At 55.1% G+C, this 26,859-nt stretch carries 24 protein-coding genes; 14 read left to right on the top strand and 10 right to left on the bottom strand.

The features are described from left to right. Positions 1–251: 251 nt before the first annotated feature. The 7 genes from RE6C_RS21845 to RE6C_RS21815 all read left to right on the top strand — a co-directional run bounded on the left by RE6C_RS21845 (position 252) and on the right by RE6C_RS21815 (position 6,290). Positions 252–2,435, top strand: a complete 2,184-nt coding sequence (locus RE6C_RS21845) for a DUF5722 domain-containing protein (protein WP_236618416.1) — start codon at positions 252–254, stop codon at positions 2,433–2,435. A gap of 97 nt (positions 2,436–2,532) precedes the next feature. Further along, on the top strand, positions 2,533–2,910 hold the full coding sequence (locus tag RE6C_RS21840; protein WP_008660136.1) for a hypothetical protein: 378 nt from the start codon (positions 2,533–2,535) through the stop codon (positions 2,908–2,910). Positions 2,911–3,069: 159 nt separating this feature from the next. Further along, complete coding sequence (locus tag RE6C_RS21835; RefSeq protein WP_039962949.1) at positions 3,070–3,720, top strand: SGNH/GDSL hydrolase family protein; 651 nt, start codon at positions 3,070–3,072, stop codon at positions 3,718–3,720. Between the two features lie 263 nt (positions 3,721–3,983). Then, positions 3,984–4,460 (top strand): hypothetical protein, encoded by a 477-nt coding sequence (locus RE6C_RS21830; RefSeq protein ID WP_236618414.1) that lies wholly within the window; start codon positions 3,984–3,986, stop codon positions 4,458–4,460. A 226-nt stretch (positions 4,461–4,686) separates the two neighbouring features. After that, the gene (locus RE6C_RS21825; protein ID WP_236618413.1) at positions 4,687–5,271 is read left to right on the top strand and encodes a hypothetical protein; all 585 of its coding nucleotides are present in this window, start codon (positions 4,687–4,689) and stop codon (positions 5,269–5,271) included. A gap of 143 nt (positions 5,272–5,414) precedes the next feature. Further along, complete coding sequence (locus RE6C_RS21820) at positions 5,415–5,633, top strand: hypothetical protein (protein ID WP_008660130.1); 219 nt, start codon at positions 5,415–5,417, stop codon at positions 5,631–5,633. Positions 5,634–5,783: 150 nt separating this feature from the next. After that, positions 5,784–6,290 carry a lactoylglutathione lyase family protein gene (locus RE6C_RS21815; RefSeq protein ID WP_008660129.1) on the top strand — a complete coding sequence of 169 codons (507 nt, stop codon included), beginning with the start codon at positions 5,784–5,786 and terminating at the stop codon, positions 6,288–6,290. A gap of 98 nt (positions 6,291–6,388) precedes the next feature. On the opposite strand, the gene RE6C_RS21810 is transcribed toward RE6C_RS21815, so the two are convergent. Next, positions 6,389–8,512, bottom strand: coding sequence for a S9 family peptidase (locus RE6C_RS21810; RefSeq protein WP_039962946.1), 2,124 nt, complete (start codon positions 8,510–8,512; stop codon positions 6,389–6,391). Between the two features lie 624 nt (positions 8,513–9,136). On the opposite strand from RE6C_RS21810, the gene RE6C_RS33050 reads away from it, so the two are divergent. After that, positions 9,137–9,292, top strand: coding sequence for a hypothetical protein (locus RE6C_RS33050; protein WP_236618411.1), 156 nt, complete (start codon positions 9,137–9,139; stop codon positions 9,290–9,292). 66 nt (positions 9,293–9,358) lie between these two features. After that, complete coding sequence (locus RE6C_RS33045) at positions 9,359–9,652, top strand: GNAT family N-acetyltransferase (RefSeq protein WP_236618422.1); 294 nt, start codon at positions 9,359–9,361, stop codon at positions 9,650–9,652. Between the two features lie 215 nt (positions 9,653–9,867). On the opposite strand, the gene RE6C_RS21795 is transcribed toward RE6C_RS33045, so the two are convergent. After that, entirely contained in the window at positions 9,868–10,440 is a 573-nt protein-coding gene (locus tag RE6C_RS21795; protein WP_008660121.1) for a hypothetical protein, read from the bottom strand. Between the two features lie 66 nt (positions 10,441–10,506). On the opposite strand from RE6C_RS21795, the gene RE6C_RS21790 reads away from it, so the two are divergent. Then, the gene (locus RE6C_RS21790) at positions 10,507–11,373 is read left to right on the top strand and encodes an endonuclease/exonuclease/phosphatase family protein (RefSeq protein WP_008660119.1); all 867 of its coding nucleotides are present in this window, start codon (positions 10,507–10,509) and stop codon (positions 11,371–11,373) included. 258 nt (positions 11,374–11,631) lie between these two features. Then, a complete protein-coding gene (locus tag RE6C_RS21785) occupies positions 11,632–13,122 on the top strand; it encodes an arylsulfatase (protein ID WP_008660117.1) in 1,491 nt (496 codons plus the stop codon). Positions 13,123–13,209: 87 nt separating this feature from the next. Here RE6C_RS21785 and RE6C_RS21780 read toward each other — a convergent pair whose 3' ends face one another. After that, positions 13,210–14,712, bottom strand: coding sequence for an arylsulfatase (locus RE6C_RS21780; protein WP_008660116.1), 1,503 nt, complete (start codon positions 14,710–14,712; stop codon positions 13,210–13,212). A 908-nt stretch (positions 14,713–15,620) separates the two neighbouring features. After that, positions 15,621–15,971: a hypothetical protein gene (locus tag RE6C_RS21765; RefSeq protein ID WP_039962942.1), complete on the bottom strand. Its 351-nt coding sequence runs from the start codon at positions 15,969–15,971 to the stop codon at positions 15,621–15,623. Between the two features lie 302 nt (positions 15,972–16,273). Here RE6C_RS21765 and pyrH point away from each other — a divergent pair, with 302 nt between their 5' ends. Genes pyrH through RE6C_RS21750 form a run of 3 tightly spaced genes read left to right on the top strand, consistent with a single transcriptional unit; the run spans position 16,274 to position 19,348 of the window. Beyond that, positions 16,274–17,053 (top strand): UMP kinase, encoded by a 780-nt coding sequence (pyrH, locus tag RE6C_RS21760; protein ID WP_008660111.1) that lies wholly within the window; start codon positions 16,274–16,276, stop codon positions 17,051–17,053. A 42-nt stretch (positions 17,054–17,095) separates the two neighbouring features. Beyond that, positions 17,096–17,656 carry a ribosome recycling factor gene (frr, locus tag RE6C_RS21755; RefSeq protein WP_037254753.1) on the top strand — a complete coding sequence of 187 codons (561 nt, stop codon included), beginning with the start codon at positions 17,096–17,098 and terminating at the stop codon, positions 17,654–17,656. A 6-nt stretch (positions 17,657–17,662) separates the two neighbouring features. Then, on the top strand, positions 17,663–19,348 hold the full coding sequence (locus RE6C_RS21750; RefSeq protein ID WP_008660109.1) for a membrane protein: 1,686 nt from the start codon (positions 17,663–17,665) through the stop codon (positions 19,346–19,348). Positions 19,349–19,501: 153 nt separating this feature from the next. Here RE6C_RS21750 and RE6C_RS21745 read toward each other — a convergent pair whose 3' ends face one another. The 6 genes from RE6C_RS21745 to RE6C_RS21720 all read right to left on the bottom strand — a co-directional run bounded on the left by RE6C_RS21745 (position 19,502) and on the right by RE6C_RS21720 (position 26,378). Next, positions 19,502–19,741: a hypothetical protein gene (locus RE6C_RS21745; protein ID WP_007339964.1), complete on the bottom strand. Its 240-nt coding sequence runs from the start codon at positions 19,739–19,741 to the stop codon at positions 19,502–19,504. 176 nt (positions 19,742–19,917) lie between these two features. Continuing rightward, positions 19,918–20,736 (bottom strand): pyrroline-5-carboxylate reductase, encoded by an 819-nt coding sequence (gene proC / locus RE6C_RS21740; protein ID WP_008660107.1) that lies wholly within the window; start codon positions 20,734–20,736, stop codon positions 19,918–19,920. A 55-nt stretch (positions 20,737–20,791) separates the two neighbouring features. Further along, positions 20,792–22,300 (bottom strand): protein kinase domain-containing protein, encoded by a 1,509-nt coding sequence (locus tag RE6C_RS21735; RefSeq protein WP_008660105.1) that lies wholly within the window; start codon positions 22,298–22,300, stop codon positions 20,792–20,794. Next, positions 22,297–23,379: a leucine-rich repeat domain-containing protein gene (locus RE6C_RS21730; RefSeq protein WP_173401821.1), complete on the bottom strand. Its 1,083-nt coding sequence runs from the start codon at positions 23,377–23,379 to the stop codon at positions 22,297–22,299. The genes RE6C_RS21735 and RE6C_RS21730 overlap by 4 nt, the downstream gene beginning before the upstream one ends. 157 nt (positions 23,380–23,536) lie before the next feature. Next, positions 23,537–24,121 (bottom strand): pyroglutamyl-peptidase I, encoded by a 585-nt coding sequence (locus RE6C_RS21725; protein ID WP_008660102.1) that lies wholly within the window; start codon positions 24,119–24,121, stop codon positions 23,537–23,539. Positions 24,122–24,338: 217 nt separating this feature from the next. Continuing rightward, positions 24,339–26,378, bottom strand: coding sequence for a hypothetical protein (locus RE6C_RS21720; RefSeq protein ID WP_008660100.1), 2,040 nt, complete (start codon positions 26,376–26,378; stop codon positions 24,339–24,341). Between the last annotated feature and the right edge of the window lie 481 nt (positions 26,379–26,859).

The raw sequence follows: 26,859 nt of genomic DNA, 5'->3' as shown, positions 1-26,859 counted from the left end.
AGGCAATTCACTCCAGCCAGCCGGGGAATCGGCTCGGCAAATCAGTCTTCGGTTTGCTCCGAATTTTCAGCATCTCGTGACGTTTTTATGTGACGATGATCGCATTGAGATGCACTTCAAACTCGATCTGGTGTTCGATCGCTTTGGGCTGCTGCGGCGAGCTACTACAATCGTCGCCAACTCACCCGCCCGGTGGCGCGTTTCCTTCCTTCGCCATCGAATCCACGCCAACTCTTCAGTGTTTGCCACACATGATTTCGATCAACCGATCCTCGGTTCAATCCGCGTTTCGTTCCGATGCCGCGGTCCGCTATGTCGCACTCTTCCTGTTCTTTCTGACCTGGGTAATTGGCGTTTTCGCGACCGCCGAAGCTCAAAACGCTGTGATGCCCCCTCCGCAATCGATCGACTGGGCGAGCGAAGCATCAAAACTGCACGATCTGCGGCGAGAAGTCTCTGACGTCGCGATCACGTTTGTAACAACTGGAAATGATCCATCGATCGCCTTCCAAATTCCAGCCACCCCGGCGAACGAACGCCATTGGGTTCTGGCCATGGAGGTTTTCTGTCCTCAGGGCATCCGGGAAATGGAAGTCTTTTACCAGCAACCGTGGTCCGCGCAGCGGCGCGTCGATCAGCCCCCGATCATTCGTTCCGAAGGCTGGACGACCTACAGCTGTGATTTGTCACGAGACAAACAATTTCTTCGTGAGGATGGGCCGATCTGGCTGCGACTTGATTTCGGAGCCGCTGCCAACAAGCGTTTCCAGGTCCGAAACGTAGTCCTTCGTCTCGAAAACGATTTTGAACTGCGAACACGGCAACAGAAACTCGAACGGATCGAATCACTTCAAAAGCTTGATTCTCAAATTGCCTCTTACTACCAAACTGCCTTCCCCATCAAAATCACACAGGTCACTCACGATAGTGACCACATTCTTATCGCCGGAGAATCGACGGGCAAACTGTCAACTGCGAACCTCAGTTTGATCCCGCGAAATTTGTCGGATATATCCGCGATCGCTGCTCGGGTGGATTCGCAATCAGCGGTTCATCCGATTCGAATCAATGCGGAAGGAACGTTTGAAGTTCGTGTTCCGGCGGTATCTGACTCGACGCTTCGTGCAACGGGAATGCGCTGGCAAGTCGTTTCGATATCCAATCAGCTTGACTCGGATGGAAAGCGTCCCACCGTGCCCTTCTCTGCTGTTCATCATGTTGACACGTTCGACGTCGCTGAAGCAAACGAGCTCCCACCAACGCCTGCTCTGCGTGCCGCCAAAGGAATGACCTGTTTGTCAGAACTTGCTCCCGAACACATTCGAGAACTCGGACTCAAACACGGTTCGGTCAACATTGTTCTTTCGGGACTTGTGTCGATCTCGCCACGTCCAGGCTTTCTGCCAATGGAAATTCGCGGTCGCAAGAGATACGTCAACCAGGGCATGATGCGTCAGCTCGATCGACGCGTCCAAATGGGTCGTGACGCTGGTTTGGTCATGGCGGGCATTCTGCTCATTCCCAACTCTCGCAACGGGAAGCGTGCCGACGATTCACCCACATTGCAGCACCCCGACGCGGATCCGGCTGGAGCCTACACGATGCCGAACTTGGTTGATCAAGATTCTGCCGAACTCTACGCCGCAACACTGGACTTTCTCGCCGAAAGATACAGCCGCGGGAATCTGCGAATCGATCATTGGATCGTCCACAACGAAATCGATGCCGGATGGCAATGGACGAACATGGGCGAAGTCCCCATGCATGTCTATTTGGACCACTACTTTCGTTCATTGCGAATGGTTGATGCGGCCACGCGACGCATCAATCCACACGCTCGATCGTTCATCACATTGACGCATCATTGGAATCTTGCCGATCCGCCGCACTGGCGTTGGTATGCGTCCAAAGACATCGTGGAAGCTCTCGTGCGGCATGGTGAAGTGGAAGGCAACTTTCCGTGGGGATTGGCCCATCATCCTTACCCCGAAAGTTTGTGGGAATCCGACACCTGGAATGACAACGTCGAGTTCACAATGGACACCGCTCGTTTCACACTCAAAAACTGGAAGGTGCTCGATGACTACCTACACACCAAACGTTTGAGAGACCCTAAAGGCAACGTTCGCGCGGTATTGCTCAGCGAACAAGGGTTCCACGCATCGGAGGCGGATACAGAAGCGCTGGACCAACAAGCAGCCGCCGTGTTCTACACCTTCGAAAAAATTCGCGAGTGTTCGTCAGTGCTTGCGTTTGACTACCACCGCCCAGTCGACTCACGCGGCGAAGGCGGCCTGTATCTCGGATTGCGTGGGCTCAGTTCGCCTGAACACCCTCGAGGCGAGGCAAAACCAGCTTGGGATGCGTTCAAAGCCATCGACACTCCCTCCGAATCCAACCTGCGTGTGCGCTACGAATCTCATTGGAAAGATTGAGCGTGCCATGACTGCACCATTCGATGGTGCCCAGCGAGCCGCACTTCGTCGCGTCCAATGACAATCTCAAGCCCCTCCACTTCCCAGATAGCTGATCATGGAACTCACTGCTCATTCGATTCCCAAACGCCGCCAAGCCAAAAGCCTAGCACTTGAATCCTTGATCGGCGCCGTCGCGATGGTCTCGGTCCTCATCGGAGTGGTCGCCGCCGTCGCCGTACTGATCTTCTTCGGTTTTCCAGCCATCGTCACATCGCTTTCCATCCTCGTCGGATCACTTTTGAATTGGCTTTTCTTGCAATCCCTCGCTGAAATCATTCGGTTGCTCAAGAAGATTGCGAAGCTCGACTACGCCGGGGTTATCTCCGGCAGTCACATGGAAATGGTCCCCACCTGCAGCCACTGCGACGCCACGCTTCGCAACGACGTTTACTGCGATCAATGTGGTGCCCGGCTGATCCCACCGAGTGTTTGAGCGAACCAGTAAGACTGAGCCGTAAAACGCCAGACGAGATTGCTTTCCCAAAACGGCAACGTTCAGCGACGCCATCCCGTATCCGCTTCGCTTGGCCGTCAGCGAAATCGCAGTGTGAACGCTTTACCATCCGTCGGCTTCATGAGAAATCCAAACGGCATGCATCAAATCCTGGTTTACGGTGATTCTCTCAGCTGGGGAATCATTCCAAACACCCGTTGTCGCTTCGCGTTCCATCAGCGATGGCCAGGGGTGATGGAAGTTACGCTGCAACGATCAGGAATCGAAACGCGTGTCGTTGAAGACTGCCTCAATGGTCGCCGCACCATCTGGAACGATCCAATCAAAGCCGGACGCAATGGGTTGGAAGGCCTGGAACAAAGGATCGAGGTCAATTCGCCGCTCTCACTCGTTATCCTCTTCCTTGGGACCAACGACTTCCAGTCCGTCCACAATGTCCACGCTGAGCAATCGGCACAGGGACTCGCATCGCTAGTCGACGCCATTCGTGTGGCGCCGATTGAACCTGGAATGCCAACCCCCAAAATCCTGTTGATCGCACCGCCAACCGTTCAATCGCCGAAACACAACATGGCGGCGAAGTTCCAAGGTGCGGAAACGAAATCAGCAGGACTCGCAGATGCCGTTCGCAACATTGCAAAAGAGAAACGCTGCGAATTCTTTGATGCGGCCAAGGGCACCACAACCAGCGTGGTCGATGGAGTCCACCTTGATCAAGAACAACACCTGGCTCTTGGTACCGCACTAGCTGCGACCGTCGCAGGAATTTTGGCAACAGACGCAACCTGATTCAGACCAAGAACCTGTCCTCAAAGTGGCATAGGCTTCCAGCCTGTGGTCCGCGCGATCACAGGCTGGAAGCCTATGCCACCTACTCTCCGCTTGGTCGAAAGCCTTTTACCAGCCAGATTCGCTAGACTTCTTCCTCGCATTCGGATGGCATCAGCCTCGCACCGCGGAGTGTCATTCCGCTTCCGGGATCCAACCAAGTCCGCCAGGGATCATCTTGCAAACCGCTTTCATTCGAAACACGACAGTCAATCTCGGCCTCTGTGACTGACACCCCTTACGCACCACCGACCGCCACCGAGACAGTTCGTCCGGTGAGTCCAGTCGTGAATTCAGAATTCCGGAGGGGACCGGTGTGGTACATTGCTTACTCGGCATTGGCTGGTGCTTTTGCATCCATTCCATGGCTGACTCACCTTCCTGCACTGGGGCTCGTCGCGATTCTAGCTGGATGTGTCATCGGTGGACTGATCTTCCGGATTCGATCACGGAGCTGGCCGCACGATCCAAAGGTTCGCCATCGGCAATTGCTCTACTCATTGATCGCAGTATCGTTCCCGCCCGCCGGACTATTCGTATTGGCAGGTCCCAACGCACAAGGTTTCGGAATCATCTTGCTCGGAGCAGCCTTAGGAGCATTTGTTGCCTGCGGAATCTTCGTCAGCGGCACGCGACGCTACTCGATGGTGAATGAACGACTCAGACAAATCGAAACGAACGATCAAAGTACCATCGAATGAAGACGCTTCTTCCTGTCTGCGATCTGGAACTCACCAAAGCACCAAACCGGCGTAAACTCAAAACCAAATCCAAATCTTTCGCGACCTTGTTTGAAAAGCGATGCTTGCCTCCCGTTTCAACTGAACGCTGCCTTTCTCCACTTTGCGCATGGACTGATCTCATCCCGACTCACTGGTCTATTAGATGATGCACCCGTCGACCTATTGCTTGGTGTTGTGGACTGCCATGACCGCGACAACCATGGCCCAAGCCCCTGACTCGCTAGACAATCCGTTTCGACCAGTCGCTGCTGACGACACCGTCTCAGAATCAAAACCGGACGTCGTCGATGAAGAGTCGCCGGAGCAGCGAATGTTGGCTTTGGTTCACACCGAAGCGCTGCCTCGCTTTGACCGTGCAGAGATCTTCACGCTTTCAATGCCTGATCCATTCGCTGACGATGCGATGAAGCGAGAATCAGGCAAAGACGCCTTTCCGGTGCGTCCGTATGGGAAGAACGCGACCGTCCTGAAACACAAAACGTTGACGGGACCTAGCTGTGATGACCTGCGTAAGCTTTGGCAGGAACTCACCTTCGACCGCGACGGCGGAGCCTTTTGTCATCGTCCCGTCTACGGACTTCGATTTTACCGTGGCGAATCGCTGCTTTTCGAAACAACGGTCTGCTGGGAATGTCAGAACTTCTATGTTCCAAAGTTCGATCGCCAGAAACGGACTTTCAGTCATCGATGGCATGGCTTCGTAAACGACGTCCAGGCAAAAGCACTGCTGACTCGACTCCGTTCCGAGTTGCCGCATCCGCAGCTATAAACGTTCGCAGAATGCCCGTTTGCCAACCAGCACCTGGCGCCCAACCACTCACGCTAGTGTCCGATCCATACCGTCCGCCGCTGACCTCGCCAAAACAGAGAGCCTATCCTCGTAGGCGATTTCAATTTGCGTTCTTGAACGCCGTGCTTCTCGGCATTCCGCTCGCGGTTGCCTTGTTCAGCATTGCTTCCACGATGATTGAGATGCAAGTCGAAGCAGCCAAGAACAATGGCGATCCAGTCACCTATCAAAGCCACTACTGGAATTTTGCACCGCACGCACTCTGGCTCATCCTTGCCTACTTCTCCGCACCCAATCTTGGTTTGCTGGGACTGCACGCCATTTTAAAGTGGCAGAAGTAGGAATCGGTCTCGTCCAGTGCTCAGGAAGAGGCAAGCAACGCCGCTCTCTGTTTGAACTTTACGTGGCGGGATCTTCTCACCGATGATCATCCCTTCTGGACGGATTCTTGCCACATCCACGACGACTACTTTTCATCCCGGACATAGACCATGACGTATCCACGAACGTTCTCGCACATCGGACTTTCGGTCACCGACTTGGACGCTGCCGTTGAGTTCTACACCGAAACACTTGGCTGGTACGTCATCATGCCGCCGACCGAAATCGTTTCAGATGACTCGGCCATCGGTGTCATGTGCAACGACGTCTTCGGCGAAGGCTGGGGACGTTTCCGAATCGCTCATCTTTCGACCGGCGACAAGATCGGCGTCGAAATCTTCGAATTCAAGAACGCGGAGCGACCCGCCGACAATTTTGAATATTGGAAAACGGGTGTGTTTCACTTCTGCATTCAAGACCCGGATGTGGAAGGTCTTGCCAAACGGATCGTTGCCAACGGTGGCAAGCAACGCATGCCAGTCCGCGAATACTTCCCCGGTGAAAAACCGTACCGAATGGTCTATTGCGAAGATCCCTTCGGCAACATCATCGAAATCTACTCCCACAGCTACGAACTAACATACTCAGCCGGTGCCTACCAAGGCGAGAACGACTGAGTGTTATTGCTTCCTGCAACCCAGTGGCATCGCGGCGAGCTGGCCACTAACAAGCCCGCCTGCGTCAGCGATCGAGTGGGTAACCTCGAGAGCGAATTCTACTGTGCCGGCGTTGATCCTGGGCGAGGCCCCGGGGTCAGATTCTCCAGCAAGTAACGCGTGATCAACATTCGCACGTGCACTTCAGAACCTTTGCCTTCACGCAGCCCATGGTCTCGATTGGGGTAGACCATGTAATCGAAAGCCTTGCCCAGTTCGATCAACCGATCGACCAACCCTTCGATGATCTGAATGTGCGTGTTGGTTTCGCCTGATCCGGTGACAATCAACAGCTTGCCTTTCAGCCCCTCTGCAAATCCCAGTGGAGCCGAACGAGCGTATCCGTCCGGGTTGACCTCCGGAGTCCGCATGTAGATCTCCTGGAACCAAGCGTTGTAGAGATGCGGTTGTGGTTTGGGCACGACAGCGATCCCGAGATGATAAACATCGGGTTTGCGAAACAACGCGTTCAGTGTGTTCGAACCGCCACCGCTCCAACCCCAAATGCCGACCCGCGACAGATCCACATAAGATCGCGTGCGGCCAAGTTCCTGAATCGCTGCGGCCTGTTCTTCCGTCGACAGCGGTCCCAAGCTACCGAAGATGCTCCGTCGCCATGCTGCACCTTTGGGGCAAGGCGTCCCGCGGTTGTCGATCGAAACGGTGATGTATCCAAGGTCCGCAATCGTGCGGAGAAAGTCGATTTGAGCGGCTCCCCAACGATCGAGCACCGTCTGCAGATAGGGTTCGCCATAGACATAGACAAACACCGGGTAGCGTTTCGAATCATCAAAGTCACTGGGTTTGGTCACACTCGCGTCAACGGTCACATCCTCTGACAGCTTGAGCTGAACGAATTCAGTGGGGCGCGTGATCGTCTTTTGCGCAAGCTTCTGCAGTTCTTGGTTGTCCTCCAGGATCCGGATCGAACGATGCTCCGGAATCGAAACCAAATCAACAACCGGAGGCGTGTTCACGGTTGAATAGGTGTGAAAGGCCCACTTGCGATCAGGAGAAAACTGATACCCATGCCATCCAGGCTGGTCCCCAGGCGTAATCTTTTCCAGCGTACCCGATCCATCCAAAGGAACTCGGTAAAGAGAACGCTGGGTTCCATTGTCCGGTGAAGCGTAGAAGTAATACCAACCGCTGGCTTCGTCCACGACATCTCCCGGTTCGGCACGATCGATGATGTCATAGTCGCCAGGAGTCAGCGGCCGTTCATTCTCGCCATCGCGATCAATGGCGAACGCCTGACGCCATCCATCCCTCTCACTCAAAAAGACAAAACTCTTCCCACCATCAATCCATTTGACACCGGAATTGATCCCGTGACTTCCGACGGCCCAAGCGTCATTGGTCTCTTCGAAAATGGTGGACACGGTCCCGCCAACCATCGCCAACAGGAACTCGCGTTTGTCGCGAAAACGGCTGAGACGCTCGACCAAAACTTCGTCTGAACTCCCTGCCCAAGAAACTTCTCCAAAGTAGCCGCCTTGCTCTGGGAATTCGATTGGCAACCATGTCACCGAACCAGCGTCATCGCCCTCCACATCGACCACGCCCACTCGCAGTTCAGGGATTTTCGTCCCCACGCGAGCGAATCGAGTCTGCTGCACGCTGGGATACGAAGGGTCATCGGGAACCAACACGTTCCGCAACTGAACCTCGCTCGAATCTGTTTCAACGAAGAGGACTCGCGAGCCATCTGGACTCCAAGCGAGTTCCCGGTACGAGACATCGCCGGACGGTTCATCGTCGAACAAGCGACGCGTCTTTCCGCTTCCGATTTCGCGAACGATCCAGTTTCGACCACGCTTCTGCAAGACTTGCTTGCCGTCCGGCGAGACCAGAGGATCCTGTTTCGCCGTCGCAACCTCGGCTGATGCAACAGATCGTTCCCCCGAGTCGACTTGATAGACCGCTCGGACCAATTCATTCGTATCCGCGTCCTTCTCGCGAACAACATATTCCGAACTGTCGGCCAACCATTCAGCTTCGAATCGTTTCGCACGCATCTCGCCTTTTGCGTAAATCCCTTCCAACCGAGGACGGGACCTTTCAAGCAGTTCCGCAGTATTGGTCGATTGCCAGTCAGCTGATTGAGCTACTGCATGGCATGGGGTCGTTGCTACCGCGAACGCCGCAACAAGCAAAGAGACAACCTTCAAACTTAAATCCATCAATCTTACTCTTCATGTGATGTCGCGAGATAAAACATTGACATGACGCAGGAGACCGACGATGTCTCTCCGTTGGTCAAATCGCAGTTCCGCAAAGAAGCGACGCGAAAAAAGGGCGGGGCGTGTAGTAGCAGGTCTGTGATGGGGATACTCAGAGATTAGACCAAACGAGCGATCCGTTTCAGTCAGCCAATCTATTTGCTTGCGGCATTCAAAACAACGCACCAGTGGACGCCACTAAAGGCGACTTATCGGCCCAATGCTCGCGGGCATTCCCTTGCATCGCTGCACCGAACCAGGGCCACTGGCGGTCATTGTTTTTCCGGTACTGAGCGTGATTGACCTTTTCGTCGACTCGCTAACCGGTGCTTCAACATCCAACACGCCAAACTCCTTGCCGCCCCTGTTTCTGGTCATCGGATGGTTGGTTGGTGGTTACCTTTGGATTCGTGCGTTTCGGCTTTTGCACCGGATCAGACCACTGCTATCTCCGACCGTTTTTGCAGTGTTCACGATGCCGGTTTGGTTCGTTGTCTCTGGTATCCTTGCACTTCCAATCATCATGGTACGTTAGCGTTGCTTGAACGCCATGGAAGCGGATCGCGAAGAAGATCAATGAATCGAATGAGCTTGAAGTTTGTGGAACTCGCCTTGGAGCACGAGTCAGCTCTCGCCGACTACTTGGCGGAATTCGAAAGCGAAGGCGAATCCCGCGTCCACGGCTATTTCGGAAAATCAGTTTGGTCGCACGCAGAAATCGTTGATCACCTGAAAGCATGATCTCGCGGCGATCGGCTTGCGGGATTCGTTCCGAGCTCGACTCGGTTTCTACTTGTCAGTGATCGCATTGTAGGGAACTACAATTTTCGCCACGAACTCTCACCGGAACTGAAGCGATGCGGTGGTCATTGTGGGTATAGCGTTCGGCCTTCGGAGCGATGCAAGGGCTATGGCTCACTGTTGTTGCAGGACGCAAAAGACTTCGCTCGCGAACGTGGCTTGGACCGGATTTTGGTGACGTGCAACGCTGAGAACTTCGGGTCAGCAAGCGTGATCGAACGCAACGGAGGCGTCCTTGAGAATGTTGCCCTCGATCCCGCAACCAATTCGAGCCTGAGACGCTACTGGATCGAATTGTAGTTTGGCCTAGCGGGCTGTTGATCCATTGAGCCGTACCGCGTTCGCGGCGGTTGATGAAACGCCAACCGGCGCCAACGTCCATCGGCAAATTGTTGTCATTCGGTATACGACTAATTCAACAGCCCGCTAGCTCGTCGGGTATCAAGACGAACTCGATCAATAGTTTCCAGCGTCGATTGCTGCTTCTCCCGGCAGTCACTCAAGCCATCTTGTCTTCACCGATAGAAGTCAATCCATTTCAGCTTGATCGACTTCGGATTGTTTTCCAACAACGCTTTTGGCAGCTTCATCTCAAAGTACGCACGGTTCGCCACATCCACGTTCCTCGGAACCTCTTTCCCGCGTACCACTCGAATCTTCATCCAAAACGAATGGCGAGAATCAAGCGGTGCGTTTTCCTGCCCATCCATCCTGAGGCATACTTTGTCATCATGACTTGATACCGAGGCAACGAGCGACTCATTGCCGTTGCTGATTCGAAGGCTCTCGAGTCCCTGCAAGTGCAACCGCACCACCACGATAGCCGGCCACCTGTTTCCCCTGCGTTCGATGACTGCCTGACTGATTCCGGCAGGGCTTTGAACATCGAAGCGTGCTTTGTCCTTGCCGATTTTCACCTCGACCTCATCATCCGCCCGCAACGTTGTGATCGAGTACGGCGAATCTTCGTCCTCAGCCAACGCGCAGTTCATCGGTCCTGAGACAAGAGCCAGCGAAACAAACAAGATGACCAAACGGTGTAACATGGTGGCTGCTTCGACTCGGTTTGTTTCAAAGGCGTTCTTCATCACGTCTATATTATCAAAACGAGAGAGTTCGAAACCCACCAAGCGAACACAACCACGGGAATCTTCATGACGCTTTCACGACGATGTTTTTGCGGAGCGGTTGGGGCGGGCATTGCCTCAGCCAATCTGAGCCTGATTGCGAACGACCAAACATCAAAGCCCATTCGAGTGGTCGCTTACAACATTTACAAACTGACAGGCTGGCCTAGCCAGAGCCCGTTGGCTCAGCAAGCCGTCGCACGGGGACAGATGGCGAATCGACTGGCGATGGAATTGGCCCTTTATGATCCGGACATCATCAATTTCTCAGAATCGCCCCCGGAGAACGTGACGAAAGAAGTGGCAAAATTGCTGGGGATGAATCACGTGCGGTTTCCCAGCGGCGGCCATTGGCCGGGGACTTTGCTGAGCAAATCGAAAATACTGGAATCGCAAAACGCTCCGATGAACGGAGATAGACCCAAGGAGCTGTTCACCCGACACTGGGGAAGAGCCATTGTTGAATTGCCTGGTGACGAACCGCTAGTCGTTCATTCGGCACATCTCTTTCCAACGCCTGACCCCGCAGTTCGACTGAGAGAGATTCGGGCGATGATCGAATCGATGAAATCGGACTTTGATTCCGGACGCTCGATGTTATTGATTGGCGATTTGAATCACAGCCCTGACACCGACGAGTACAAGCTTTGGATCGATGCAGGTTGGACGGATACCTTTGCGGAAGTCGGAGCAGACAATGGCTTCACCTTCAAAGCAGACCATCCTGAGTGGCGTATCGATTACATCTTCGCCGCGGGACCGATCGCGAAACGCGTGAGAGAATCGAGACCATTGTTTGACGGTGCGTTTCGTTTGAACAACGACGACAAAAAGTCGTTCGCCTTGAGCGATCACCTTCCACAATTGGCAGTGTTTGATTCAGTTAGTCGGTAGAAGCTCACGATTCTATTCAGCCTGCCTGACACTCGGTGGTTTGGACGAATCGAAAGCGTTCGCGACACGCCGTGTCGCGTAAAGACCCCCGTCCCTTTTTGCTGGGCCGCGGTTGGTCATGGTCGGGCGGGTGCTGTCAAACTTTCAGTCCGGACTCGCTTAGAATCGGGAGCACCAATCTTTGATGGCGGGCACAAGTTTCTGGCGTCTCACTCATCTAGCTCGCAGTCTCTCTAGTTCACTCAGGATCAGTTCTCCATGCCAATCAGAGCCTTCCTTCCGGTAATTCTCCTTTTCGTTCTGCCTGGCGGAGGTCTGCTCGGTGCTGAGGACAAAGACGCCTCTGTTCAAATGCCTCCGCCAAATATTGTTTTGGTGATGACCGACGACCAGGGCTACGGCGACCTGAGTTGTCACGGCCATCCGTTTTTAAAAACGCCCAGCCTTGATCGCCTCCATGCGGAAAGCACTCGTTTCAACGACTTTCATGCCAGCCCCACGTGTGCACCGACGCGCTCTGCGCTGATGTCAGGACGCGCCCCGTTCAAGAACGGGGTCACTCACACCATCTTGGAACGCGACCGGATGGCGCTCACTTCAACCACCATCGCCGAAGTGTTGAAGTCGGCTGGATACACGACTGGCATCTTTGGCAAGTGGCACTTGGGTGATGAAGACGCGTACCAACCTGATCAACGTGGATTCGATGAAACGTTCATTCACGGCGCTGGCGGGATCGGCCAGAACTTCGCTGGTTCGCAAAGCGACGCACCGGGAACCAGTTACTTCAACCCGATCATCAAGCACAACGGAACGTTCGTGCAAACCGAAGGCTATTGCACGGACGTTCTCTTCCAGCAAGCGCTCGGATGGATCCGCTCGCAAAGCGAAGACGAAACGAAGCCGTTCTTCGCCTACATTCCAACCAACGCTCCACACGCGCCGTACAAAGTTGAGAAACGATACTCCGATCTATTCCGTGACAAGTGTTCCTCCCCGCAATCGGAGTTTTTGGGCATGATCGTCAACATCGACGAGAACATAGGAAGGTTGATGACCAAGCTCGATGAGTGGGACTTGGCCGACAACACATTGTTGATATTCATGACTGACAACGGCAGTGCAAAAGGATCGAAGATCTACAACGCGGGCATGAATGGTGGAAAGGGAACCGTGCACGAAGGCGGCTCACGAGTGCCTTTGTTCATGCGGCTGCCGGGTTTGACGAACAGCGGCGTGGACATCGAGACGATGACTCGCCACGTCGATCTGTTTCCCACCCTGGCCGAAATCGCCGGTGCCGACCTTCCAGACGACCTGGATTTGGATGGGCGAAGCCTCGTGCCTCTGATCAAGAACCCGCAATCGGAATGGGAGCATCGCTTTCAATTCTTTCACAGCGGCAGATGGGCGAAGGCTGGACTGAAAGGCAAGTTCGGCAAAGGCGACCCGGACCCGGATCATTCGAAACACAAGAACTACGCCGTGCGAGACGAGAGGTGGCGTTTGGTCAACGGCGAGCTTTACGACCTGAAAGCTGATCCTGGTGAAACGACCGACGTGGCTGACAGTCACCCGGAAATCGTGACACGGATGCTCACCGCGTTTGACACGTGGTGGGATGAAGTGCGTCCGTTGATGGTCAACGAAGATGCTCCGCTCGATGTCGGCAAACCATTCCGAGATCAATTCCTGAAACAAAAGGAAGAGACAGGGATTGCGCGTTGGTCCCCACCTTCGCTGGATTGATAGCGATCCTCCAATCAGGCAAAGAAAAAGCGGCGAGCATTACCCGCCGCTTCATGAGAATCGTTTGAGAATCTACGTCCGATCAGATCATCGGCCGCCTAGGCTGCCTTCGATCTGCTTCTGAATCTTCTCCAGGTTGAACGAACCCGGCGTTTGGCTTGGCGGAAATTCCTTCATCGACATCAGGAACTTTCCCGCCAGTTGTTGCATGGGCGCCAACACATACACTCGCGACAGGAACCAATCGTTGTAGGTGTTCGAGTTGTGTTGTGCTTTCTCGAACGGATCGCGACGGAGGTTGAACAGCAACGGAACGCGAAGTTCGGTGAAGGGTTCACGCCACACTTCAAACGCAACGCCTCGGTTCTCGAGGAAGACGGCTTTCCAATCTTCGTAGCGAATGGCAACGATTTGACCGTCGTCGTTGACGTACATGAATTCCTTGCGAGGTGATTCGTCGCTTTTGCCAGTCAAGTAGTCCAGCATGTTGTAACCATCGATGTGATTCTTGTACGAGCGACCATTCAGCTCCACACCTTCTCGCAGTTTGTCCTTGATGTCTGCTCCGCCTGCAGCGGCAGCGAAAGTAGGCAACCAGTCTTCGTGTGCGACGATGCCGTTGAGAACGGTTCCGGCTGGGAACTTGCCGGGCCAACGCACGTAGCAGGGAACTCGGTAGGCACCTTCCCAGTTTGAGTTCTTTTCGCTGCGAAAGGGAGTTGTCCCAGCGTCGGGCCAAGTGTTGTAGTGCGGGCCGTTGTCGGTTGAGTACTGAACGATCGTGTTGTCAGCAATCCCGAGCTCATCCAACAAATCCAACAGTTCGCCGACCTGCATGTCGTGCTCGATCATGCCGTCGGTGTATTCGTCGTTGCCTTTATGGCGATGCTCTTTCTTGACGTGCGTCCGGAAGTGCATTCGCGTTCCGTTCCACCAGCAAAAGAATGGCTTGCCAGCCTTGTGTTGACGCGTGATGAAGTCCTTCGCCGCAGCGATGGTTTCTTCATCAATCGTTTCCATCCGCTTCTTCGTGAGCGGACCAGTGTCTTCGATCTTGCCGTCGGCGGTAGCTTTGATCACGCCACGAGGACCGAACGCTTGACGGAAGGTGCGACCATCGGCCATCACCATGTCACCGGGGTAGTCTTCGTTTTCAGGTTCCTCTTCCGCGTTCAGGTGGTAGAGGTTGCCGAGGAATTCATCAAAACCATGTTGAGTCGGCAAGTGTTCGTCGCGGTCGCCTTGGTGATTCTTCCCGAATTGGCCGGTTGAATATCCGAGACTCTTCATGACAGTCGCCATGGTGACATCAGTCTTCTGCCAACCTTCTTTTGCACCGGGCAGCCCAACTTTGGTCATCCCGCTGCGGACCGGAACGCTACCGCTGATGAAAGCAGCTCGACCAGCGGTACAGGATTGCTGGCCGTAGTAGTCGGTGAAGAAAATCCCTTCCTTCGCGACGCGATCGATGTTGGGCGTTTTGTAGCCCATCATCCCACGGTTGTAGTCGCTGATGTTTTCAGTGCCGATATCATCGCCCCAGATGACGAGGACATTCGGCTTGTCTTGAGCGTGAGCCGTGAGGCACATCCCCAAAGTCAGAACAAAGACTTGGAGGACAAGAGATCTACACTTCATTTGAATAGGTCCTAGTCAGAGGGAGCAATGTTGCGAAATGCAGTGCTGAGTAGCAGAGACAGGGCCTCAAACGCCTCGCGTCTTAAAACAGCAAGCCAGATGGGCACCTCCGTCTCACCAGCTTATCCGCCTAACCACGCTGCATGTAGTCGTCAACAACATTGAGTCGACTTGGTTTTGATATTTTCTTCCACCAGTCTCAGCGAATTGAATGGCAAAGATTGCTCTTGGATATACGAAACGATTTGCAGGTGAACGTTTCGCGAAAATCAAATGAACGATCGGAGTGTTCTGGCCGGGGATTGCGACTTGATTTCTCGGTAAGTGCTCAAGAAGCAATCGATTGGGACACTCACGTCTGTTCTATACAATGCCGCTTGCATGTACGCGTGCCAGTTTGATCACCAGCATCTAGAGTTGCAATCGAGCCGATTGATTGCATGTGCGATCCATGGAGAGCTGCAGACTGTTGGCGGCGATCTCAACAGAGTGCTGCGTTTCGCTCCAACAAGGAACAGCAACGATCGATCAGAGTGAGCCGACGATCACCCTGGCACCGCATCTGCCCCGCAGCAACGTTTGATCGGACGGCATGGGTTCAAGATGCCGCCGCATGCCTGCGAACTGAGCCCGCAAAATTGCGTGAGGGCCGCACACTCGGCCGGTTCCGATTCAAGGACTATCCAGATCGAAACCTCGAGATCGAATGACTCGTCGAGATCGTTCAAGGTCGATTCAGTCAACAAACAAACCGGCCAAGAAACTCGATCCATTTTCGAATGGATGATCGGCCCTGAAGGAAGAAGGGCAAACCAAGAGTCGATGTGTCGCTACGAGCACGTTTCATGGACGAATGAACGTCAGGAGGAAGTCTGAGACTTCGAGTAGCCCAATTCTCGCATCACGATCAGCATCTCATCACAAGTAATGTACCGACGATGATGTTGCATCTTGTAGCGATCGATGGCGGCAGCCAATTCACAACCATCTTCCGACAAATCCGCGTGCGAACTTCCAAATTGCCTACGTTCGCGAGCGTACCCGCCCTTGGACGCGTCTCGGTTGCGACGGCGGTCTTGGCGAACTTCTCGCTCGGTTGAACGCGATTCCGTGGTTTCCGATCGCGCAGCGGACTCCTGCCGGTTCCGACGGGGCGGAATCACGGTCACAGGTGTCGTCTGGCTAGTTTGGGTTGGAGGTGGCAACGGCATCAATTTGGATCCTCACACGGGTAACGAGCGTGTCTTGCACACGTTTTCGAGAGACCTCTCACCACAACCCTAGGTCAAGAATCGAGGGAAGGGAGCGGAAAAGCACAATTGATCCCCATCTACAGGGGCGGTCTGTAGCGAAGGATCGTGTTGGCGAAACAAAAACACGGAGATTCGTGTCTGGTTTCGCAAACACGCGGAAATCGTTACCGTTTTACGAGCCACGTTTGCTTGCGAAACCCGCGCTGTGACGCGGCGATCCGCTCTTCTTTTTGCTCCCTCTGACCCGACCTGACGCCGAGATGCCCGACATTGCCCCATCGAGTCAACCGGAAGGCGATTTACGTTATCGCCGCGTGATTTTGAAACTCAGCGGCGAAAGCCTCGCTGAATCTGGCAAGCGAGGAATCAGCGACAATGAACTGCTGGCGATTGCGAAGCAGATCAAATCCGCCCACGAATCCGGCTGTCAAATTGCAATCGTCAACGGCGGTGGCAATATCCTGCGAGGCGCATCGTTTTCCGGTGCCAATGCATCCGTCCAAGAAGCCACGGCTCACTACATGGGTATGCTGGCCACGGTCATCAACTCGCTGGCTCTGCAAGACGCTCTCGATTCGATCGGGTTGCAGACTCGAGTGATGAGTGCGTTGCCCGTCGACCGCGTGGCCGAACAATTCATCCGGCGCCGCGCCATCCGTCATCTCGAAAAAGGCCGCGTGATCATCCTTTCCGGAGGAATCGGAAGTCCGTTTGTAACGACTGATACCGCCGCGGCTCAACGAGCACTCGAGATCGAAGCCGACGTGATTTTGAAAGCGACCCGCGTGGACGGCGTCTACAGCGACGATCCAGAAAAGAACCCACATGCGGTTTTGTACGAACAACTCAGCTACAACGAAGTGATCCAAAAGAAGCTGCGAGTGATGGATGCCACCGCAATCGCGTTGTGCAACGAACATCGCAAGCCGATCTTGGTGTTTAATTTCAAGCAGGATGGCAACATTGTGCGTGCCGTCCGCGGCGAATCTGTGGGAACCTGGATCGGTGACCCACAAGACACGCAAACCAACCATCGTTGATTGCAAACAGCCTTTCCCCCTCCTCAATCCCAGGATGACACAATGACGAGCGACGAGATATTGATGGACGCCGAAGAGCGAATGGACAAAGCCGTTTCGGTGTTGCAAAACAATTTGTCGGGGATTCGCACAGGACGAGCCAACCCAGGTTTGGTCGATTCGATCAAGGTTGAGGTCTACGGTTCGCTGACACCGCTGAAACAATTGGCCAGCATCGGCACGCCCGAGCCACAACAAATCTTGATTCGCCCGTACGACGCAACGACAATCAAAGATATCGAAAAGGCGATTGTCGCCGGTGACTTGGGATTGAATCCACAAAACGATGGCCGAGTCATTCGACTGAACGTACCTCCGCTGTCCGGCGAAGTTCGCAAAAAGATGGTTTCACGAATCAAGGAATTGGCCGAAGAAGCCAAGGTTTCGATTCGCAACATCCGTCGCGATGCCAACAAAGCCGCTGACACGGCAGAGAAGGACAAAGAGATGACGGAAGACGATCGCGACAAGACCAAAGATCAAGTGCAAGAGTTGACCAAGAAGGCTGAAACAAACGTCAATGAATCCGCCAAAGCTCGCGAAGCGGAAGTGATGGAGGACTGATCCTCGATGACACAATCGGTGCAATGCCCGCGATGTTTCGCGGCCGTCGCTGTGAGCGACGATGCCGGCGGGACTCGCGTGATTTGCCCGAAGTGCCAGGATACGTTCTTGGTCCCCGGGGTTTCCGCCAGCACCACCAACGACGATGACGATTGGTTGGTGCTGAGCGATCCGCCGGAAAAGCCGGCCGCCAAGCCAAAGCCAACCTCAGTGGCACCCGCGAATATTTCTCCCGCGGTCACGCCCAAGCCGGCCACAACCAGTGGCTCGACCAATACAGGTTCGGACACGTCAGCCAAGAATCCAGCAGACTCCGACGGCGACATGTTCGACATGGATCTGCCGCCGCTTGATGCAGAAGCCTCGTCGGATGACGACGATCCATTTGGGTTCGACAACATCCAAGATCTTGGGACGGGAACCAATCGCGGCGAACCGGCGACCTCCGCCGATGCATTTGACGATCCCGACGACCCGTTCAACTTCGACGCGATGGAAGAATCAGCCAGTCCAGTTGACTCGGCTGTTCCTCCGGCCAAGGATTCGATGGTTGATCCGTTGTTTTCCCAGGCCGCCGCTTTGGCTGCCGCTGCGAGCAAACCCAAGCCGCCAGCATCCGACGAACCGGTCGCGCACAACGTCGAATACGAAGAGCACTTTCGGGTGCGTTGCCCCGTCTGCGCGACCATGATGAACGTGACCGCGGCGCAGTCGGGCAAACAGATTCGATGCCACGATTGCCACAAGTCCATCAAGGTGCCACCGGCTCCTCGCAAGAAGAAGAAGGTCGTGATCGACATGGATCGCGCCCAGTCGTTCCAGTTCAATGAAACGGCAGTGACACAGAGCGATCGCCCCGCCGATCCATTCCGCAAGTCCGCGCAGGAGCTGTTGGCTCAAGCCGCGAAAGTCGAAGAAGAAGAGCCCGCCCCCGATTTAGATGTGCCAAAGATTTCGGACTGGGCCAAGTCAACCTTTGGCGTCTTTGGTCAGTTCACCGTTGCGGTTCACTGGCTGATTCTTTCATCGATTGCGTCGGTTGTCGCGGCAGTCGCCATCGGGTCCGGATTCGATGCGGCCTTGAAGTTTTTGTTTCCCGCGGGGCTCGTCTACGGAGCCATGGTGCTGGCATGCGGTTTTGCCATCCTGCAATCCGTCAGCAATGACGAAGAGACCGTTTCCGATTGGCCATTGACTCTGGAACCGCTCGAGTGGCTCGCCCCGACCGCGTTCTGTTTTGCCGCCGTTGGATTGACGGGCGGCCCGGGATGGATCATCGGCACGCTGGCGTTTGGACAAAACCTAGCGACAGTGTGCTTGGTCATGTTGTCGGTGTTTCTGCTGTTTCCGTTTGTTCTGCTATCGATGTTGGACATGCAAAACATGTTCGTCCCGTTCTCGCCCGAAGTGGGCCGCAGTGTGACGCGTTGCGAAGAGGCCTGGGGCGGTTTCTATCTGTCCGCAGCACTGATCTTCTTCGGAACGTTCCTGACATTTTTCGTTGCCAGTTTGTTTGCACCGGTCGCTGCGGCAGCCGTTTGCATCTTCACGGCCACAGCGGGAGCCTTCATCTACTTTGCGATGCTGGGACGATTGGCCAAAGCGATTGGCCAGTCCGTCAATGATGCTCCGAAGCAGAACGATATCGACGAAGTTCGCGAAGCCGAACGTGCCCGCAACGCTGGCGGTTGAGCAAGATCCGCGATCAGCCCACGGTAATCGTTGAGACTTCGTTCGATTCAAATTGGAAGCCCCAATGAATCGAACGAGCGAAGCGAACGCTCAGATGGCTGATCAGGCTACTCTCAATTTTTCTTGGTTGCCTTCTTCGAAGCAGCCCCGAATTCAGAAAGGACGTTCGTCAGGATCGTCTCGAGGGTCGCCGCACCAACGGTTGAGAGCTTCCAGCACCTCATCGCGTTCCGCGGAACTGGTCCACACCGAATCTTCGACGTCCAAACGGATCTCGTAGTAGCCTTCGCGTTGGCAGTCTTCTTCGCCACAGAAGTGCGGCAGATCCGCAATCCAAACGACTCGGTAAAGTGGCAAGTGTTTGTCATCAACTTTGACGATCGGAGAAACCATCGCGGTGTCCCTGGGCAAGATGTGAAAGAGGTAGTCGTTGAATTGGTGAGTCAGTCGATTCGGCCAACTTCGCTAGTGAGGCATCGAAATACACGGCATTCGCGCACGCCTTCGGAATGTTCCGACAATTAAGCCGGCACCACAGTCAGTTTCGCGTGGTCGCAGCGATAAAGCCATTAGGCGAGTTCACGGCTACGATTCGCTGACGCTTGAACAGCCTGAATCATTGCCCCTCGAACCGCATTCTGTTCCAGGGTGCTCATCGCGGCAATGGTCGTTCCGCCGGGGCTGCAGACGTTGTCTTTCAGGACGCCGGGATGCTCGCCAGTTTCGCGAACCATTTTCGCGGCCCCCAGAACCGTTTGAGTCGCCAACTGCAATGCGGTCGCGCGAGGCAAACCCGCCGCGACGCCGCCATCCGCCAAAGCTTCGATGATGAGGAACACGTAGGCCGGTCCTGAGCCACTGACTCCGGTGACCGCATTCATTTGAGGTTCGGTGACTTGCGACGCAATCCCGACGCTACTGAGCATCGTTTCGATCAACTGCACGTCATCGTCACCCACACCGTCGCTGACGCAAAAGCCGCTGGCGCCTTCGCCAACCAGACTGGGCGTGTTCGGCATCACGCGAACAACTCGATCGTGGCCGACTCCCGCGGTGAGTTTGTCCAAACCGATTCCCGCAGCGATTGAGACGATCAAGCGCCCCGACCAATCCGCCGACTTCCCGGCGTCGTTCTTGACCGACAAGACTTCAGCAATGATGTGCGGTTTGACGGCCAGCATCACGACTTTGGCACCGGCAACCGCCTCAACGGTATCGGTGGTCGTGGTGCATTCGCTGTACTTCGACGACCACCATTCTCCGGTCGACTTGGTTTTGTGAACAATCGTCAGTTCACTCGCCTGGAGACACCCGCTTTCGAGCATTCCGCCAACGAGAGCGCGAGCCATTTGCCCGCCGCCAATGACCGTCAATCCGGTGAGTTGCATCTCGAGATTCAATCCATCTGTCGCGTGTTGGGAAGAAGACGTCCGAGCAGACGGCTCAGAACATTCCCGGGGTACGCTTTTCGATGTTTGCCAGCAACTGCATCAACGCAACTCGAAGTTGCTTGACTCGCAGCGGCAGGGGAAGCAGCACGCGATTGGGGCCGCGTTTTGCGCGGCTGATGATGTGTCCTTGGCGTTGATCGACCAGCAAGACCGCGGGAATTTCAGCTGTCTTTTCGTCGGTGACGAATTGGTTGTAGGCCTCCAAGGCGTCGTTGCCAAGTTCGGCTGCACCAAAGATCACACAATCCGCCGGATTCTCGATGTCGTCCTCGAATCGAGCCAGTGCGCGTCGCGGATCAGCGATGATCAACACGCGGTAGCCGCGGGCTTTCAATCGTTCGCGAACCGCGTTTTGCAGATTCGCCTTGGATTCCACCAACATCACAACGTAACCTTCACCTTCGTTGGTGACCACCTGATCGTCACCGACATCGGCGGCATTGACCGTTCCACTGGTGTCGTGAACCTGACGTTCGACCGGCCCTCTTTTCAACGTTTCCAACACGCGTTCGACTTCGACTCGCAATGCCGAAGCGGACTGGATCCGTTTCGTCGGATCGTACGCCAGAATTTTCATCAGCAATTGGCTGACGATCCCTGGGCAATCAGGCACATGCTCGGTGATCGGTTTGATTTCTTGAAAACGAGAGACGTTCAGACGTGCCAAACGGTCTCGCGTTTCCGTTAGTGCCGGTGTCCCCGCCAACATGTGATACAGCATGTTGCCGGTAAAAAAGACGTCACTGCGAGGGTCATCCTTGCGAACGTTGGTGCCTCGTTCCAATGCGGCGTAGTCGATCGCACGAGCGTTGGGGCAATCGGCGACTTGTTCGGGGTTGTTGCGGTCGGCCAAAGCGGCCAAACCAAAGTCAACCAGCTTCGCGGTCCCTCCAGATGAAATCAGCACGTTGGACAGCTTCAAGTCACGGTGCGAAATCCCAAGACCGGCAGCGTGTGCCAACCCAGCGGCAATTTCCATCGTCAACTTCAGCGACAGCTCGAGCGGCAGTTGCTTGCGAATGCGAACCAGCTCACGCAGCGTTTGCCCTTCGACGAATTCCATCACCAAGAAAGGGTTTCGAACGTCAGGGACAACATCCAGAATGCGAACGATGTTTGGGTGTTTCAGCTTCAGACCCATGCGGCCTTCGCGAAGGAATTGCTCCATTTCCTTCGGTTCATCGCGGAAACGTTTGCGAAGCACTTTGACCGCGAAAACCTCGTCGCCTTTTTCGGCGCGATACACGCGAGCGAACGTACCAGCACCGATCAAATACTGAACCTTGTAGTCGCCGTAGAAGTAGCCGCCCTTGTCGCCGCGACTTAGCTTCTCGCATTGCAGCGTGGTCAGAATGCCGTGGCGTTGCAACAATTCAATAACGTCGTTGAGTTGCCGTTCTTCAGCCCCAAGTTCCGACAGCGCGCGATCAATCTCTCGCCGCTCGGCAATGCCAACCGCTACCGCACGCTGGATGAATTCTTCGACAGTCGGAGCACTCATGGATTCGATGATTCTCCCGACTTCTTTCGTTCGTACTCGTGCAAACGCACACCGAGCTGTTTCAATGCGGCGAGGTCATCTGACCAATCCGCATGCGTCATTTGGGCGGGCGAGAAGTAGATGTTCAGATAAGGTGCAAAACGGCGATCGCCTTCCACGTCCGCCCGACACATGTCGACGAGTGGTTTCAAATTCGCGATTGGGTTGCCCGGAGCGATCAACATGTCCAAATCGTTGAGCGACGTCAGCGGCTCGAGCGAAGTAATCTTGTTGTCGGAAATCTCCAACGTCGTTAGCCAACCCAGCTTTGAAACGGGATCGAGGCTGGTCAGTTCGTTGCCGGCGACATCGAGCGACCAAATCTTCGTCAGGCCAGCCAGTGGATCGAGGCTGGTGAGTTTGTTGTCCGCGACATACAGCGTTCGCAAATTGCTCATTTTCGCCAGCGGATCCAAACTGGTCAGCTCATTGCCGGAAACATCCAGCAACTGCATCGCGACCAAATCGGCGACAGGATCCAGGCTGGCAATTTTGTTGTTCGCCAAAGTGACCGACTGCAAACGTTTCAAATTCGCAATCGGGGTTAGATCTTCGATCTTGTTGTCAGCGAGGTCGATCAGCATCAAGGACTTGCAGTGCTGAAGTCCTTCGAGCGATTGAATTCCTTTGCCGGTCCCGACAACGCGAGAGATTTTGGCGACGTCTTCGACAGTGATCGGTTCGTCGTTGTGGCGTTTCGCGAAAACTTCGGCGCGAACGGCTGACTCGAGAGCCTTGTCGGGGAAGACCGATTTGACGACGGGCTTTTCCTCCGGCTTCTTGTCTTCCTTCTTTTCCTCTTTCATCTCCGCCTTGTCAGCCTTTTTGGCCTCTGGCTTCTTCTCTTCTTTCTTTGCGTCCGTTTTCTTCGCTTCTGGCTTCTCTTTGGCTTCCTTCTTTGCCGGTTTCTCCGACTTTGCGGCCTCCTTCACCTCGGCCGCTTTTTCGGCCGGGGCGGCTTCCTGTTTGTCGGCGGGCTTTTTGTCGTCGTCAGCCGACAACGCGGGGGCGAAAGCCAGGCAGAGGCAGAAGAGCGACATGAACCAGAGAACGGACAGTTTTCGCGAGCTGTGCATGGTGAATGTGCTGAACCGTGGGGGAAGATGGAGGGCTACAAAGTCACCCATCATAGTCGCTGCCCCCCACAATCGTCATCTCCCGCTATGGCCAACGGGCCAGATCGACGACGGTTTTTCGTCAGGTAGCCGATCCAACCAGACTCTGAATCAGAATCGCGAGTGCGGCACTGGTCATCGGCACGCTCATGCTGGGTGCATCCGAATTTTCGCGAGCGACCTGGGCTGGGGCCAGAGGCATGTGCACAAACACAGACTGCGTCCGCATGCTGAATGCCGCTGAATAGTGGTGACTGAGATACAACGCGGCGTTGCATAGATAAGTACCCGCGTGATGAGACACCGCGGCGGGAATGCCGGCATCGCGAATTTTTTGGGCGGAAATGGCCAGCGGTAATCCGGACCGGTAGGCGGCGGGGGCATCCGGCAAGATCTCGGTGCCATCGGTTCGCAGATTCAATCCGACCGTTTCCAGACGCATTACCGTCGAACCGGGGGCTTGGCCGCAGTGGATCGCCAAGTCGTAGCCAGCCTGCAGATCGGCACGCAGCCGCTCGCTCATTTTCAGCAAATTCACCGGATATCGCCGCGTGACCAGCTCCACCGGCCCATCGTACCAATGGGTCAGTTCCATCAGACTCATCCAGCTCGAATTGTCCGGCCAGCGGTCGTAGGGCTCGAAAGCCGTCAAAAGAACCTTGGTCACGTGTTGGGTCGTCCGGCAGAAATGCGAGAGAAGCGGAGCAGGGTTTCAGCCCCGATATCCAGGGCCAAAATGCTGAAACGGGCCCCGCAAGTATAGTTCGCCGTTGTTCGCGCCGAAGTCACAAACGCAAAAACGCCCCCGAATCAAAGCGATTCGAGGGCGTTTGGCGGTTCAGATGGTTGCGTCTGCGTTCAGCGTCTCAGGACGCCGTTGACGATCACCAGTTGAAGTTTGCTCCGACGTAGGCTCCGTGGAGCAACAGGCTGCTGTCGGCGTGCAAGGCACTGGCCGAGGCGACCGAGCTGTAGTCACGCGAGTAGTTGTCAGCGATGGCCAAGCCGGTTGCACCGAGAACTCGGTAGCCACCGCGAACCGTCCAGCAGTTGCTGACGCGGACGCCGAGGCCCAGATCAAACTCACCCAAAGTCGACAACACAGTGTCGCTGGTGTTGTAGTCGATCATTTGGTCAGGCATTGCGGCGAGCGACGCGGCCGTGTCTTGGGTACCCAAACGATGACGGAACTCAGCTTGGTTTCCGTAAACACCGAACTTACCACCCACGTTCAAGTTGACGCGGCTTCCCAAGCAGTAGATCAGTTGGCTGCCGAACTGGTAGCCGAACAAATCGTTCTCGGTCGAGGTCGTGTCGTAGATGTCGTTCATCGTGTAACCAGCTCGTCCGTCAACATCGTAGGCGTAGTCGACGCTGTCTTTGAACTGGAACCAACGAAGACCGTGGCTGGTCACGACTTGGACTTTGCCGTTGCAAGGACGAACCAAGGGTCCGGCTGCTCCGCCGAATCCGTAACGTGGTCCACAAGGGGCAAATTGTTGTGGTGGGCATGCACCGGTATTGCAGCTGCCATAGCCGCCGTAGTTGGCTCCGCCGTAACCGCCAACTCCGCCATATCCGCCCATTCCCATGAAGCTCTTCAGCCTGTGGCCCATTCCCATGCCGGTTCCGCAAGACGCGGCCGAAGCACGTTGAGCTCCCATCAAACCGAAGCTGAACAGGTTGACTTCCAGGCCTTGAACGTCGACATCGCGACGAGCACGGAACTGAGTCGCTTCTGCGTATGAGCTCGTTCCTGCACCACCCGGAGCAGCGTTCAAATCATCATCAGCCGTTCCTGCAGTACCGTCCGCACCGTTCAAGGCTCCTTGGCCTGCGCGACCGTCGATGATGTCGTAAACGCTTGCATAGTCAGCACCGGTATCGACGTAGGCACCCGATCCATCGATGTCGAGGCCGTTGTACGTTCCACCACCGTTGTCATACAGGTAGTTCATGACAGCGCCATTGTACTGAGGCATGCCCGAAGCACGCAGAGCACCACCACCACCGCCATCTGGAATCGAGTCTTCCGCCGTGTACACCGGCGAGTTGTACATCTCGGAATCTGGATTCCAGTTGAAGTACGTCACGCCCAAACCGTATTGACCACATCCGATGTAGCGACCGAAGCTGAGGCTGTAACCGAGCGAGCTATCGGGCTCGATCGAACCAATGCCCATCAGCGGCAAGTACGGCCGAGTTGGATCGGCGTTGTCGTATCGCGAAACGATGTTCCGGTCTTTTCCGTTTGTGTCCATGTTGAAGAACAACAGGTCAAACGAACCGAACCATGGGAACAAAGGTGCCCGCACGGGAGCGGCTGATGGCATGCCACAAGATTGAGCGGCGTACGAAGCGCCTTCCCAAGGTTGCGAAGCTGCTTGAATGTACGGGCTGGGTTGAGCACATGTTTGACAGTCGCCGGCTGGAGCACTGCTGTACTCAACGGGTGCCGAGTAGTGCTGAGCAGGAGCAGCCGAGTGCTGATGCGAGGAGTGCTGGTGCACCGTTGCGGGCGGTGCAGGAGCGGCGTAGGACGGCGCTGGCTGAGCAGGAGCGGCCTGTTGTTGCATCGGAGCCGACAACTGTTCGCCGTAGGAAGGAGCCGGTGTCGGAATGGATTCCGGTGGCGGCAATTGGTTGTCGTATCCCGTCGAAGCGGGTTGGAACAATTGCGGTCCGTTGTTTTGGTTGCCGAAGTTGTTCCACTTCGCGGGAGCTTGATAGCCGCCTGCGTTGGGTTGTTGGTAGTTCCCTCCGCCAAACGTTTGAACCGCTTGCGTTTGAGGAACTCCTAGTTGGCTGGTTGGACCAGCGTAGGGTTGTCCGCCGTATTGACCAGGTCCGTACTGTGCCGAGGCGATCGTGCAAACACCCATGGAAAGGGTGGCTGCGACAGCTCGCAAGACGTTGAATTTCATCGCTGACTCCTTCTGCGTGCGCTAATGTGCTTCATTGCAACTGCCCTAGCCGAAATCGGGTCTTCCACAGAGGCGACCGACCAAGATCGAAATGACAGTCAAGTTGGACCAGTAGTTGCCGGCCCAAACAGCTGGGAGGCACTCACGAGGTGTCAGTTCGATCTCAATCAGTTGAGCAAATGGTTTCGCTCGACACCCCAGCCGAATGTTCAATACGGTGGACCTGAATTGAGAGAAGTTGGTTGACCAGACCGATCGCTCGGTTTGATCTTCCTTCCGCAACTCGAATCGTCAGTGGTGGACTCCTTTCCACGTAGCAATCCCTCAATTGGTGGCTAAGTCGCGCCGGATTCAGCGAAGAATACGATCGACTGCTAGGAGCGTTGCAACCGGAACGCTTTGCCATTTCGATTCAACTTGACTGAACGGGACGGCACTCTGCAGACACATCCCCCAATCGGTAAACTCGTTCGCTTCCGCT

The sequence above is a fragment of the Rhodopirellula europaea 6C genome, assembly GCF_000338295.1.
Lineage (GTDB): Bacteria > Planctomycetota > Planctomycetia > Pirellulales > Pirellulaceae > Rhodopirellula > Rhodopirellula europaea.
The sequence above is the reverse complement of the archived record's forward strand: the minus strand, read 5'-3'. Positions and strand labels throughout refer to the sequence as shown.

Excerpts from the sequence above, each read along its gene's own strand:
- RE6C_RS33050 (WP_236618411.1), top strand. The coding sequence starts at position 9,137 with ATGAGCTTGAAGTTTGTGGAACTCGCCTTGGAGCACGAGTCAGCTCTC.
- RE6C_RS21735 (WP_008660105.1), bottom strand. The coding sequence starts at position 22,300 with ATGAGTGCTCCGACTGTCGAAGAATTCATCCAGCGTGCGGTAGCGGTT.
- RE6C_RS21815 (WP_008660129.1), top strand. The coding sequence starts at position 5,784 with ATGACGTATCCACGAACGTTCTCGCACATCGGACTTTCGGTCACCGAC.
- RE6C_RS21840 (WP_008660136.1), top strand. The coding sequence starts at position 2,533 with ATGGAACTCACTGCTCATTCGATTCCCAAACGCCGCCAAGCCAAAAGC.
- proC (WP_008660107.1), bottom strand. The coding sequence starts at position 20,736 with ATGCAACTCACCGGATTGACGGTCATTGGCGGCGGGCAAATGGCTCGC.
- RE6C_RS21765 (WP_039962942.1), bottom strand. The coding sequence starts at position 15,971 with ATGCCGTTGCCACCTCCAACCCAAACTAGCCAGACGACACCTGTGACC.
- RE6C_RS21790 (WP_008660119.1), top strand. The coding sequence starts at position 10,507 with ATGACGCTTTCACGACGATGTTTTTGCGGAGCGGTTGGGGCGGGCATT.
- RE6C_RS21720 (WP_008660100.1), bottom strand. The coding sequence starts at position 26,378 with ATGAAATTCAACGTCTTGCGAGCTGTCGCAGCCACCCTTTCCATGGGT.
- RE6C_RS21730 (WP_173401821.1), bottom strand. The coding sequence starts at position 23,379 with ATGTCGCTCTTCTGCCTCTGCCTGGCTTTCGCCCCCGCGTTGTCGGCT.
- RE6C_RS21845 (WP_236618416.1), top strand. The coding sequence starts at position 252 with ATGATTTCGATCAACCGATCCTCGGTTCAATCCGCGTTTCGTTCCGAT.
- RE6C_RS21795 (WP_008660121.1), bottom strand. The coding sequence starts at position 10,440 with ATGAAGAACGCCTTTGAAACAAACCGAGTCGAAGCAGCCACCATGTTA.
- RE6C_RS21745 (WP_007339964.1), bottom strand. The coding sequence starts at position 19,741 with ATGGTTTCTCCGATCGTCAAAGTTGATGACAAACACTTGCCACTTTAC.
- frr (WP_037254753.1), top strand. The coding sequence starts at position 17,096 with ATGACGAGCGACGAGATATTGATGGACGCCGAAGAGCGAATGGACAAA.
- RE6C_RS21810 (WP_039962946.1), bottom strand. The coding sequence starts at position 8,512 with ATGGATTTAAGTTTGAAGGTTGTCTCTTTGCTTGTTGCGGCGTTCGCG.
- RE6C_RS21780 (WP_008660116.1), bottom strand. The coding sequence starts at position 14,712 with ATGTGCCTCACGGCTCACGCTCAAGACAAGCCGAATGTCCTCGTCATC.
- RE6C_RS21750 (WP_008660109.1), top strand. The coding sequence starts at position 17,663 with ATGACACAATCGGTGCAATGCCCGCGATGTTTCGCGGCCGTCGCTGTG.
- RE6C_RS21825 (WP_236618413.1), top strand. The coding sequence starts at position 4,687 with ATGACCGCGACAACCATGGCCCAAGCCCCTGACTCGCTAGACAATCCG.
- RE6C_RS21835 (WP_039962949.1), top strand. The coding sequence starts at position 3,070 with ATGCATCAAATCCTGGTTTACGGTGATTCTCTCAGCTGGGGAATCATT.
- pyrH (WP_008660111.1), top strand. The coding sequence starts at position 16,274 with ATGCCCGACATTGCCCCATCGAGTCAACCGGAAGGCGATTTACGTTAT.
- RE6C_RS21785 (WP_008660117.1), top strand. The coding sequence starts at position 11,632 with ATGCCAATCAGAGCCTTCCTTCCGGTAATTCTCCTTTTCGTTCTGCCT.